Here is a 12,076-nt window from a genome sequence, read left to right on the forward strand (position 1 = left end):
CAGCAATGGTAATTAGCTCTTGTTTGGATCAGCTCCCTTTGGGGAGCTTTTCTTTTTTACCAGGAAAAAAACCAACAAAATCAATAGCAATGAGCCCGCCAAGATTCCAAAAGGCCAAAGTTTGCCTTGGGTAAAGTGTATGGGTGAGGTGTCCCCCATCAAGACCAGTCCCGCCCAATATTGTGGATGCAGGGTACGACCTTCCGCATGGGCCAGATACTCCAGTTTGGCCAAGCGAAGGGCCTCGTCCTTGCGCCTGCCCTCCATCAAATGGCGGTAAAAGCTTTCCAACAATTGGCTGCTCGATTCTTCATCGATTTGCCAAAGGCTTGTCAACACACTTTCACTGCCCGCATAGTTAAACGCATGCGCCAATGAAATCATCCCCTCCCCGGGCTGGTAGGTCGGCTTTCCTGTCTCACAGGCCGTCAGTATGGCCAAGTTGGACCCGAGGTCTTGGTTGTAGATCTCATAGGTGTATAGGTAATTGTCGTTGATATCCGAAGGGTTTGACACATTCTTGGCGAATACCAGGCGTGAAAGTTCGGGACTCACATTATTGGATTCGGCATGGGTGCCAATATGGATGATCTTGTGTTCATTGGCATTTTGGATAAACAAGGGTTTGGAGGCCCTTTCGTTCAAAAATGAACTTCCATCGAATCTCCGGCTGAATTTTTTCACCAATGCGGTACTGAACGGTTGCGGCAACAGGGTCAGATAGGTTTTGTCCAAAAACAACGAATCGGAAATCGACATTTGATACCGGGTCTTCATTTCTTGGTCAAACTCAGGGGCAAAGGCAATGAAGTCGTCCTTGTACCCCACGACCTTCTTGTTTTCGCCCAGCATGAACAGGCTGTAGTTGTATGAAAGGATATGTTCGGCCAGCAAACTGCCCGTTGCCAGTTCCGCATAGGATTGTATCCTTTTTGGTGTGAGCAGTTCAAAGGCCAGGTTGAAGAGCTCCCCATCGGGAAAGATGATGACCTGTTCTGTCCGGACAACACCTTCCAAGGGCCTCCATAATCTTTGGTAGAGCTCATAAAGGCAATCAAAAAGCTCTTCCCCGACAGCCCCGTAGTCCGAAATGGTGGATATACAAGCTGCGTCCGATTGCCCCAATGCCACCAACTCGGCCTCCCCCCTATGGTAAACGTAGGCATAACGATCATCACCATCCGAGAAGTAACGCACCAGTGTGGTGTTCGGCGGAACTTGCCGCCCCAAGTCCCGCAAGGGTTCCACTATGGAAGCGTACCGCATCCCATAGTACTTTGGATACTCCTTTTGAAGGAAACGCATATGGTCCTGCCATCCTCTGCTGAGGGAATCCCAGATGGCCACATTGAACTGAGTTTCGTCATCCTCAACATCAAAAAAGGTATTTATTTCCTCTCGCAACCGACCTTCTCGTTCCCGAACTTCTTTGGGGATCATGTCATCCCCCCTTAGGTTCAAGCGCGCCCTGATACGGTTGTAAATCGAGGACTCATGAAGGGCCATGACCTTTTCAAGATGGGCCTTGTCCCCGGTTTGGTCATATAGCTTCAGATAGACCTTTTTACCCAGATCGAAGGCTTCGCGACTGCTTTCGATCAAATTGGCCACCCCTTCCTGGGAGGTGACCAGGGATTTTCGCTTTTCCACCAGGGATATGGCCCGATCAAGGATTTTCGCCACTGCCTCAAGCTGGTTTTGGGAATGGGACCCCAATCCCAATTTCGACTTGGCCAGATATAAAAGAATTTCGGTCCGTTCACCCCATAGATAGGGCCTGTTCTGCAGGTCCTGATCGCCACGTGCCTCCAACAAACCCTCACAGAGCTGGATGGCCTGTTCGAAATCACCCTTTAAAAAGAACATCCTCACCTTGGTAAGCTGTAACATTTTGGACAGATGGCTCCGCTGCCCATAGCTGGCGAGCACCTTGGCATACGTTTCTTCCAAAAGGTCCTGCGCTTTGCCAAACTGTCCGTTCTCGGCAAGGCTTTGGGCCAAATTCGCCCTGGCGTAGATACTGTTCTGGCTAAACTCCTCGGAATTGCTGTTGCCGTAGGCCTCCAATGTTCTTTCGTAGTGCGCAATGGCACTTAGGAGATCCCCCGTTCTTTTATCAAGATCCGCAATGGTGTAATACAGGTTGGCGGCATAGGCCCAGTTGTCCCCCGGTATCTCCTGCAGTGACGCCTCAGCCTCTTGGAGATACTTTCGAGCCTTTTGCAGGTCTTCCCCATAGAGGTGTGCCTCCCCCATCATCAATACGGCACTGAAATATTGTACCGTGTTGGGAAGAAAGTGCTTTTTGGAATGGTGATATCCCAAAGTGGCCACTTGGATGGCCTTTTCCTTGTCGCCGAAATCATTGTACAGACTGCCCAAATTTCGATAGGAGATCGATAGGTTGAAGCGTACCTTTTCCGTCAAAGGATGGTTATGGGTCCCTTCCAGGAATGCATTGAAACTTGCAATGCTCTTTAAGGTAAGTGCCATCGCCTTCTCCAAATCATTCTCGCTCTGTTTGACCATGGTCCAGTTGCCATAAATGGTACCGGGCAGGTAATACCGCTGTTCCGGATCGGTGTTCAAAGTGTCAATGCTCTGGATGGCCTTTTCAAAATAATAGTCGGCACTGTCGGGTTTCGCCGTAAAGTACATCAGCGATCCCTTGTAATTCAATATCCTGGGTGCCAAAGGGAACTGTGTTCCTGGATGTTCCCCCATCAACTGCAGGGCCCTGTTGGTCCGTTTCATCAATTGGTTCATGTCCCCAAGTTTCAAGCCCACCTCGCTCAGGTGAAATTCCGAGGCCACCATTCTTTGTGCATCCTCAAGGCCATCGGCCAATCGATTGGCTTGTGTGATGTACGCTTTGGCCTGAACCGCGCTCCCTTGATCGATATGCGCCAGCCCCAGTCCCAAGAGTGCCTCATACGCTATGGAATCCCCCTCATGGTTCGATCGGATCATTTTCAACAGTTCCTGTGCCTTTGGGAATTCCGTCTCCGGGTCCAATAAAAATTCCGACTTGGCAAGGGGATAGACCAATCGGCCCTCATTGAGGAACGGGTATGTTGTTTCCCCCGAAATGACCTCTCCAATGATATGCTGTGCAGCGTCAAACCCATCCACTGAGATAAGGCTGTCCAGCTGTTTGAGCACCGGATGCCTATGTTGCGCATATAGGCCCGTCTGCAAGAAAAGGGCAACCCCAACAAAAATATATACCAACCCTTTGCCCATGCCAGATCAGTCCTTTAGTTTTTGTGCCAATTCCCTTGCCCTGTCATCCGAGGTATGCTCCAGACTTTTGAGCGCCTCCCGTACCTCGTTCATTTTAAGGTGGGCCAGGCCTTTGTAAAAAGCCGCCTCGCTCCGAAAGGGCGTGCTGTCGTGCACCAGCACACGGTCAAAATAACTGATGGCCTTATCGGCCTCACCCTTGGCCAAATGGGCCGATCCCATAAAATAATTGAGCGTGTCATTGTCCATTTTCCCCGGCAATAGGCCTTTCCACTTTTGAAGGGCGGTACCATAATCCTCTTGTTTATAGTCCACCATGGCTTCGTAAAACATATAGTTGTCACTGTTGCCCATGACCGTTGGCAGTCCCGGGTCGGGGGTGTAATATGCAGCAAAGAGCCTTTCATTGTCATTGGGATAATAAAAATACCATATGCCCCCCAAGGTCATTAACACAGCTATTGCTGCTGCCATGCGATATACCGTTCTAGAGGCAGTGGAAAGTCGCCTTTCTTTTCCATCGTCTTGAACTCCCTCGTGAAAATGGTCCATGGCAAGGCGGAGTCCAGCCTCTTCAATGGCTCCGAAAAGGGCCTTAAATTCCAAAAACTTGGCCTTGAGCGTCGGATCCGAGGCCATCCTTGACTCAAAACCGGCTTTTTCCGCAGGTGTCATCTGGTCCAAAAGACAACTTTCGAACAGCTCTTGCTCCTCCCTTGTCCAATATGCTTCTTCCCTATCCATTCCTTGTTATATGTTCCGCAAGCGAACGCAAACGTTCCATGCACCTATATTTTTTATTTCTGGCAGATGTGGCCGCAATCCCAAGGTCCTTGGCCACCTGCTTCATTGTCTTTCTCTCGTAATAAAAAAGACCCAAAAGCTGTTGACAGGCATCTCCCAGTTGATCCAATGCCTTAAGCATTGTTTCCCTTTTATCGTCCAGCTCCCCACCGGAATCATCGCCCGCTTCTTGCACCACTTTGGAAAGGCCCTCCGCTCCCACCGTTTTTCTGAACCGTGCGGAACGCAGGTGGTCGGTCCATTTATTCCTGGCTATGGTGTACAGGTAGGCCTCAACACTTCCTGCGCCATCAAACTTGTCATCCTTGATATTTCTCCAGCAAGCAACAAAGGCGTCTTGAAAAACATCCTTCGCCTCCGCTTCATTCCCACTGTTCCTGAAGACGTGGCTCCTAAATTTTGGAAACGTATGTTCATATACCTCTTGCATGGCCTGCCTGTCATTTTTTTTGAATGCGGTGACCTGTGGGTTATCTTTTGTCTGCAAGGTTTTCCCCATACTTCAATTGAAAGTATGGGGAATTTACAAAAATTCATCTTTTTGGGTAATTTAAAAGTCCGGTGCACGGTTTCATCGACAAAGTACATATTCTAATTAAAAATGGGTGTGATTTCAACGCTTACGGGCTGCGAATTCAAATTGTCCACAATCTCTTCAGCATAGGCCTGGGCCTCCGTTTCATTGCAGCTGTTATAAATAATGATACTGCCCACACCCAGATTGAGTCTTAACATGCCTCCTCCAATATCTGCGGTATTCAAAACCTGCTCCGGGCTCTTGTTGCCATTGTTGGAGGTTATGACTCCCCTATACCCAATCGCTCCATCCACGGCGGCAAATTCAGCGGCAAATGGGACCGGACTAAAAGCTTGGTACTCGGGACCGCCAGAACAAAGGAGACTTGAGCTTGAGGTTTCCCTAAAATTGGGCTGTCGCTCAATGGATACCGTAAAGGACTCACAGCCCTTTTTGTTGTTTACGGTCATAGTGTCCCTCCCGGCCTCGGTGAGTTCGTCCGTATTCTTGTTTCGGAAATACAATATCACGGTGACGGTCTCCAGGTTGTCCCCGCCGCCCAATTCGGAATCAAGTGCGGTACTGATATAGGACACATAATTATTGGTCGTGACAATGGAGACTCCAAAATTGTTGGGGTCGCCGCCAATGTCCTGGACCCTTCCCCCAAAATCGTTCGAAGTGCTCCAATGGAATTCAAAGTCCTCCACTTCCGGGTCATAATCTGTAATTGCGCTTGCACGCAGTTCCGTTGCCTCGCCCAGACAGAGCGAAACGTTGTCCTGTTGCAGCTCCACCACGGCATCGATGGACTTGACCTCCCAACTTTCAAAATTGAAGGCTGTCGTACGTAGACCGTTGAAATTGGCGTAATAATTGGTTGCCTTGATATTTTTATCGATTGTGGCCAAAATGTACTTTGTTCGTTCATAACCTGTTTCGATCAACTCTTGGGTCTGTATAAACGTATTCGGAAAGTCTCCGTTGCCGGACAATATGGCGTACACATCCGTTAGTAGGGCCCTTAGGTCATTGCTCAAACGGACATCTTCATACAGAGCGGGAAGAAAGATTTCAGTGGCTTCCTTGAACTCGTTCTCCACCACCGCATCAATCACATCGGGATATTGTTCAAGAACAGGAAGTACCGCATTGTAAAGCGCATTTTCCTTGTCACTTCCAAATGGTGGCAACAATGATTTGTTGCCGCCCACATCAAGCAAGGTGGGCAAAAAATAATCGATGACATAGGTCTCCTTATTGATTTCGGTATAGATTTCCAGTTCTTCGGCGGTCATGCCCCTAACTTCGGTGTTGCGTTGACCAGAACCGATGACGACCACTTCATATTCGGCCACCAATTCAGTGTCAGGGTCTACCGGCAAAAGGATGGGGTCTGTTGCTATCGCATTGTCTATAGATGCCTGTTGCGCATTTATCTGTTGGAGCGAGTTCCCCACTTCCAGTTCCTGTATGGCGTTGGAGCCGCCCGACTCCAATTTAAAATTGGCAAAGGTACTTGAGGTATAATTTGGTATCTCAAAAAGATCTCCGCTTCTATTCTTGTAGCTCTTCTTGTAAATGACGACCCTGGACTTTCTTGCCAGGGAATTTTGCAACTTTATCCTAGTGGAATCGACACTTGACAAAGTCACTCCGCTTTTGGTATTTTCATCATTGAAAAAAATCCGGTTTTCGAGGCCCACCGAATGTTTTGCCGTTATTTGATCCAAGAAAGCCTGCAATGAGGCTTCATAACCCCCTTCGCTGTACATAAGTGGGTTGTTCTCGAACAATGTTCGAATTTCTCCCACAAAATTTGGGAATCCAGGAACTTGCCCTATACTTTTCAAAAAAGCACTTTTTCCACTCTCGGGCAATAAGTGATAACCCAGTGCATAGTATACCATCAGTTCGGCGGTGGTCTCGACAGAGACTTCCTTCCTGTCTCCCGAAATAAAACCTGCAAGTAAAACGTGGTTGTCCGCATCCAGCAGATATCCCGATTCAACGGAACCACTGTTGAACGGCAATTTCCCCATCCCACTGGCATCTACATCGGAATCGGCACCCATTGATGCCAATGTGGCATTGGTAAGATCTACATCCGCATTTTCGGGCAACAACACTTGAACATCCGCCATTTCATAGCCTTCATCGCTGCCAGGATCATCGTCTGTAGGTGTAGGATCGTCATCGGTCTGTGAGAAATCATCATCGGTCATTGGGTCGGTCCCGTTGTCATTGGAGCTACAAGCCATGGTTAGCGCCAAAACAAACCATGCAATTACAATTTTTTGATATGGAATTTTCATATTTGGTGTATTATATTCGGTTCTCGTTTTTAAATTAATCCTTGGTTCCTGTCCAACTACCTGAAATTTGGTCCGTGCTGTTCTCCCATGTGCCACTGCCCTGATCTGAGGCAAAGGCACCTTTAAATGTTGCACCATTCATCGCCGAACCCACCGTGGCCCTGAAATCCCCAGAGGTATCAATACTGCCGTTCAAGGGAAGGGATTGTTGCAGATTATTGGAAAAGGCCTCCCCCTCCACCGAGCCGTTTGAGTCGATGGTTGCGGTCCAAGTTCCGCTGTCGCCCCCCGTATAGGTTCCTGACCAATTTCCTGCGAAGATGGCCTGTTCTTGGGATTCATTGCCGTTATCAGTTGAACAGGATAGGCCAACAGCAAGGACAAGGATCACATAAATTATTTTAACTTGTTTCATTGCTTTGAGTTTAGAGGTTTATTACATATCGTGGTTATTCAAAAATGTCATCAATGGGCGTTCTCGACCCTGACCCATTCGCGGTTATTGAGATTGATGTCCCCATTTGGGGTATAGAATAGATCATCGTTGCGGATGTAATTCCCATCACTGTCCATCCAATACTCCGTGGAGCCTGCGTTCACTTGATAATTGTTTCCGGTAAGCGGATTGTACACCGTTTCCTCTTCATTGATCATATTGATGAACTGGCGTTGGCCCGTATCGCTGCCTGCACCGAAATTCCGGTTCATAAAGGAAGCATGGTTGGCATCCTGGGCGGCCCAAATCCCCTTCATTTTGTCCTGATGTGCATTGAAAGCGCTCCACCTTGCCTGCATCCTGTTTTGATGCTGGGCGGCTGCCAATTGTGCCCTTCTTTGATTTTCCCGTGCCCTTTGCTGCCCCAATCGGTTCACATATTCTTCCCATTGTGGGTTTTCCCTATAGCTGAAGGTGGCCTCCTTCATCAGTTCAAGTGTCTTTTCATATGCGGATTCATCCACAAAGGTGTAATTGACCGTATAGAACCAGACCATCATGTTGCCGGATACGGTCGGCTGTTCCATGCTTATGACCGATACACTTGCCATGGCCTTTTGGCCCTTGGAATTTTTCCACTCGGTATTGTAGATCGATAGAGCGGTGTCCATCCCTGATTTGGAGGCGATCTTGTTCCTGAGGTACCGGGTCACTTCGGGCTGTTCACGCTCCCCGAGATATTCAAAACCACTCTTGGCCATACGGCCCTTTACCTCCTCGTTGAAAATCTGTTGGGGACCGGCCAAGGGTCTGATCATTTTACCATAGGGGGTATTGTACATCAATTGTGCCATCTGTGGGTCTTGGTAATCGACATGATATGCAATGGGGGTATTGAAACTATTCAAATGGTCCGGGCCCGTGATCTGTATCAAAAAAGTGGGCAGCTTTTGATCAATGGTATAGGAAGGCTTGGAAATCACATTCCAATTGGAGGGGTATTCGGTACTGTTCACTACAAGGCCTGTCCGGGCATCTATTAGTTGATGTGTTTTGGTGGAGCTTGAAGGTGCAAGCGCTGAAGACAACCCATATTCCCGGCCATCCAGCGTATCATCTTCCAACTCCTCATCAATGGTCCGATCGGAATATCCGGTTTCTTCGGCATCCACTTCGTCTGCTCTGGAACTGGATCTTCCCCAACAGAATACAATCAAGAGACAGGAAATCACCACTAGCATTGGTCTTTTCATAAGGCTGTGTTTAATTTTTAAGGTTTTTGTAGTCATAATATTTGTTTTGAACGAACCACCTAGAACTGGTTCAAATCGGTTTGCCATGGAATGTTTCCATCCTTCACGATATTCAATAGAAGGGATTGCAGGTCGTTATCGAAAGCCGAGGTATCCGTCCTTCTCATGTTCAAAACAATGGTGGCGGTATGTCCATTTTCAGCGATCATCATCCACGAACGGTTTCCCGGAAGACTTCCCGTAAAATAGGTCAATTGCTGTTCCGGCCATACGGCCAGACCCCTTCCCAGATTGGACAGTTCGGTGGTCTCGGACAACAATGCGATCGAACCAGGGGTCAATATATCGGGTCTCTCCGGTGCCCCATCGATGGCGCACAAAAAACGGAGCAAATCGGGCGCACTGATGACAACCCCGGCATCTCCATCCCTTCTCGAGGCAATCGTGAAAATGTATGGTGCATCGCCCTCTGCGCCATAATAATGTACTTCATTTGCCCCGAGGTCATCCTCCCGAAAGGTCGTTACCCGGAACGAACTTATCCCCAAGGGTGAAAGCAGCCCTTTGAGGTATGCTTCATAGGGTTCACCGGACCTTTCCTCAATGATTCGAGCCAAAAGCCAGTATCCCATATTGCTATAGCTGAACACTTCTCCCGGGGCATTGCTCAGCGACCAGTTGTTCAATACATATTCGATAAAATCGGAAGCCCCAAGATTGGGTTGGTAATCAATGGGATCTCCCCCAGTGGATGTGCCCCAACCGCCCGAAGCATGCAACAAGAGGTCATCCACGGTGATGTCGAGTTCATCCTCGGTGAGCACCGCTGTACCAAAATCACCTCCCAATATGCCATCAGGGCCGAAGACAGGTTCATCCAGGGACACCAAACCATCATCTACAAGCTTTAGTATGGCCGTTGCCGTAAACACCTTTGAGATACTGGCTATCCGAAAAAGATGGTCCGGTGACACATCGATATCGTTCTCCACATTGGCCTTGCCGTATCCTTTGGAATAGACCATTTTTTCGTCCACGCTGACGGCCAAGGCGACCCCGGGAACCCCATACTGGGCCATAAATCCGGATACTGCGTCATCGACCACACCGATATCATTTTGTGTTACGGGTTCCGGTTCGGGTTCGAGCTCCGGTTCAAGATCTAGGTTTTGATTTGGATTGCTGTTGGGCTCGGGTGGTGCCTCTCCATCCCCAGAACTACAGGAGATTAATAATGAAAGGAACAGGATGGACATCAGCCGACTATACCCAAAAAAAGACGGTGTTCTCATAATCGATGGTTTAAGGTTTCATATATACCCATATATCGAACCCTTTTAAAAATGTCATCACCACCTCGTTCTTATTGTATTTCTGGGCACAATATGGACCGAATAAACTTGGATGTTCAGAAATTTGGCCTTCGAGGAATCATTGTCATGGCTGGCACCTATTGAAAAGTGGTTGATGGCCTATGAAGACTTAATGGAAAATTGAAAAGATTGTCAAGGTGAATGGCAAATCTGCAAGAAGTATTTGTCATTTCTCAAACCCTGGGTATTTCTAAAGGATTATCGGATACTTTGATGTTCCAAAAATATCACCTATCGCCCAAAACGTTTCCTTTAGCAGGACATTGGTGATCTGGGCTCTTTGACCACCAAAGCCAAGGCATTGTTGGAGCTTACCAAAACAGCATATGGGATGGAGCCCCTTCCCAACAATACAATCTTTTTGCGTGTGAACACGAGAAAATGTTTTTTTTACCGAAGAGCTTACCGGATGGTTACGGTCAGGATAAGGTTTCTTACAAAAGTTAATATTGCGATACATATACTTCAAAGGAATTCCAGATGAGAGATGGCTCATTTTTTAGTATAAATCTTATTTTTGAAAACCTAACGAATTGATCAAATGTTACCGAATAAACATAAAGAGGGAAATCTTTTCATCATTTTGTTCCTCAACTCCATTTACCCCCTAAGCCCTAGTTTAAAAAACTACCTGGTTGAGCATATCAAAAGTTGTTACTTCGAGAAAAACCAGTTCATTTGCAAAGCTGGAGAAGTCTGCGATCGTCTCTATCTTATCAAAAAAGGTATGGTTCGCGGTTATTTTGAAAGCGACGGGATGGAATTGACGACCTGGGTGGACACCGAAAACGAAGTTTTCACCTCGATTACCGGTTTCTTCAGAAATCAACCTTGCCAAGAAAACATCCAAAGCCTGGAAGAGACCCATTGTGATTATATGGAGTATGAAGACTATAAGTATTGCTTGAACAATTTTCCAGAAATGCGGCACATTAACCGTATACTTTTGGAGGAATATTACATACTTGCGGAACAAAGGGTGTATTTGGCCAGGATCCCCAATGCCCAAAAAAGATTGACCTACTATATGGAAAAGATGAAACCCCAAATTGTCGAGAGAATCCCACGCAAACACCTGGCCTCCTATCTGGCCATAAGACCTGAGACTTTATCCAGACTATTGAAGGAAATAGATTAGTCCTTCGCCCCTGTGGCACCCCCAACATATCCCCGAAACAGATTCGGATAAGAAGAATTTTTTTCATCTTTCCCGGTGTGTTTTCTACGGTTGTCCTGCAATTTATGTAAGAAAATAACATCAAATTGACATATGTCAATTTCTGAAACTTTTTTTTATACTAGGAAAAATGAATTGCCGTTTCTTACACATATGAAAGAAAAATAATACGGCTTTTATTTCAGGTTCCCACAAAAAGATGAACTATTTTCTCAACATAACAACAAAAGTTTCCCTAGCCCCATGACATAGAAAAATACTTTTCCATTCACTTATTCATTACAGACAAGCCTCGGTAACCGGAGCTAGCCAAAGCTAGGTCCAAGGCAAGGAAATTAGCTGCATCCAAGCGGACAGGAATTTTAGTGCCTTTTCCGAACCGAATCAAATCACAAAAAAAAACAAACGTACCCATGAAAAATCTTTTTAAACAAAAAATCCGGTTGAGCTTCGTGCTCTTCTTTTTGCTAACGCTAAGCGTATCCATTGCCCAAACCGACGAGGCGGTGATCGTGGATTCCGATTTTCCCAATCGCGCAGGACTCATAGCGTCCCTACCCGTTGCTGTCACAATGATCGAGAGCGATGCCGCTGCCAACCTGGCCGAAACCCTAAAGCAGGCGATGGCCGAGAACCCCAGTGTAAAGAACATCCATCTTTTTGCACCATCCACGGAGACATCGATCAGTATGGGGGAAATGGCGTACACGGCCGAAGTCCTGGACCAGCAGCTGACCTCATCTGATTTCAGCACCAACAGGGACATAACCCTTTATGTGTACTCCTGTACATTGGCCAAAAACCCTTCAGGGATATCTCTTTTGGAAAACATATCCTCCAAAACTGGTTTCAATGTAGCCTCTTGTGCCTCTTGCAAAGAGCTCAACGAAGAATTCAAGTTTGATTACTCGGTAAGACCATTGACTATTACCAGCAACCTTTTTGAATAACCTTTTCA

Annotated in this window: 10 protein-coding genes; 2 read left to right on the forward strand and 8 right to left on the reverse strand. The window is 47.1% G+C overall.

Translation table 11 applies throughout. The features are described from left to right. Window positions 1-12: 12 nt before the first annotated feature. The 8 genes from PY091_RS16470 to PY091_RS16505 all read right to left on the reverse strand — a co-directional run bounded on the left by PY091_RS16470 (window position 13) and on the right by PY091_RS16505 (window position 10,316). On the reverse strand, window positions 13-3,243 hold the full coding sequence (locus tag PY091_RS16470) for a CHAT domain-containing protein (protein WP_166247255.1): 3,231 nt from the start codon (window positions 3,241-3,243) through the stop codon (window positions 13-15). Window positions 3,244-3,249: 6 nt separating this feature from the next. Then, complete coding sequence (locus PY091_RS16475; protein WP_166247254.1) at window positions 3,250-3,987, reverse strand: tetratricopeptide repeat protein; 738 nt, start codon at window positions 3,985-3,987, stop codon at window positions 3,250-3,252. Next, complete coding sequence (locus PY091_RS16480) at window positions 3,980-4,534, reverse strand: RNA polymerase sigma factor (RefSeq protein WP_166247253.1); 555 nt, start codon at window positions 4,532-4,534, stop codon at window positions 3,980-3,982. Before PY091_RS16480 ends, PY091_RS16475 begins: the two co-directional genes overlap by 8 nt. Window positions 4,535-4,638: 104 nt before the next feature. After that, the gene (locus tag PY091_RS16485; RefSeq protein WP_166247252.1) at window positions 4,639-6,879 is read right to left on the reverse strand and encodes a hypothetical protein; all 2,241 of its coding nucleotides are present in this window, start codon (window positions 6,877-6,879) and stop codon (window positions 4,639-4,641) included. A 34-nt stretch (window positions 6,880-6,913) separates the two neighbouring features. Next, window positions 6,914-7,294 carry a hypothetical protein gene (locus PY091_RS16490; RefSeq protein ID WP_166247251.1) on the reverse strand — a complete coding sequence of 127 codons (381 nt, stop codon included), beginning with the start codon at window positions 7,292-7,294 and terminating at the stop codon, window positions 6,914-6,916. Window positions 7,295-7,344: 50 nt separating this feature from the next. After that, the gene (locus tag PY091_RS16495) at window positions 7,345-8,568 is read right to left on the reverse strand and encodes a hypothetical protein (protein WP_166247250.1); all 1,224 of its coding nucleotides are present in this window, start codon (window positions 8,566-8,568) and stop codon (window positions 7,345-7,347) included. A gap of 59 nt (window positions 8,569-8,627) precedes the next feature. Continuing rightward, window positions 8,628-9,860, reverse strand: coding sequence for a serine hydrolase domain-containing protein (locus PY091_RS16500; RefSeq protein ID WP_166247249.1), 1,233 nt, complete (start codon window positions 9,858-9,860; stop codon window positions 8,628-8,630). Window positions 9,861-10,193: 333 nt separating this feature from the next. Further along, window positions 10,194-10,316 carry a hypothetical protein gene (locus tag PY091_RS16505; RefSeq protein ID WP_258537770.1) on the reverse strand — a complete coding sequence of 41 codons (123 nt, stop codon included), beginning with the start codon at window positions 10,314-10,316 and terminating at the stop codon, window positions 10,194-10,196. Window positions 10,317-10,482: 166 nt separating this feature from the next. On the opposite strand from PY091_RS16505, the gene PY091_RS16510 reads away from it, so the two are divergent. Then, entirely contained in the window at window positions 10,483-11,079 is a 597-nt protein-coding gene (locus PY091_RS16510; protein WP_166247248.1) for a Crp/Fnr family transcriptional regulator, read from the forward strand. Window positions 11,080-11,531: 452 nt separating this feature from the next. Continuing rightward, window positions 11,532-12,068 carry a DUF4347 domain-containing protein gene (locus PY091_RS16515; RefSeq protein WP_166247247.1) on the forward strand — a complete coding sequence of 179 codons (537 nt, stop codon included), beginning with the start codon at window positions 11,532-11,534 and terminating at the stop codon, window positions 12,066-12,068. The last annotated feature ends 8 nt before the right edge of the window (window positions 12,069-12,076 follow it).

The organism is Flagellimonas okinawensis (genome assembly GCF_029194005.1).
Lineage (GTDB): Bacteria > Bacteroidota > Bacteroidia > Flavobacteriales > Flavobacteriaceae > Flagellimonas > Flagellimonas okinawensis.

What these genes read in the sequence shown, in the direction of transcription:
- PY091_RS16515 (WP_166247247.1), top strand. Translation starts at nt 11,532, where the DNA reads ATGAAAAATCTTTTTAAACAAAAAATCCGGTTGAGCTTCGTGCTCTTC.
- PY091_RS16475 (WP_166247254.1), bottom strand. Translation starts at nt 3,987, where the DNA reads ATGGATAGGGAAGAAGCATATTGGACAAGGGAGGAGCAAGAGCTGTTC.
- PY091_RS16510 (WP_166247248.1), top strand. Translation starts at nt 10,483, where the DNA reads ATGTTACCGAATAAACATAAAGAGGGAAATCTTTTCATCATTTTGTTC.
- PY091_RS16500 (WP_166247249.1), bottom strand. Translation starts at nt 9,860, where the DNA reads ATGAGAACACCGTCTTTTTTTGGGTATAGTCGGCTGATGTCCATCCTG.
- PY091_RS16470 (WP_166247255.1), bottom strand. Translation starts at nt 3,243, where the DNA reads ATGGGCAAAGGGTTGGTATATATTTTTGTTGGGGTTGCCCTTTTCTTG.
- PY091_RS16485 (WP_166247252.1), bottom strand. Translation starts at nt 6,879, where the DNA reads ATGAAAATTCCATATCAAAAAATTGTAATTGCATGGTTTGTTTTGGCG.
- PY091_RS16490 (WP_166247251.1), bottom strand. Translation starts at nt 7,294, where the DNA reads ATGAAACAAGTTAAAATAATTTATGTGATCCTTGTCCTTGCTGTTGGC.
- PY091_RS16495 (WP_166247250.1), bottom strand. Translation starts at nt 8,568, where the DNA reads ATGAAAAGACCAATGCTAGTGGTGATTTCCTGTCTCTTGATTGTATTC.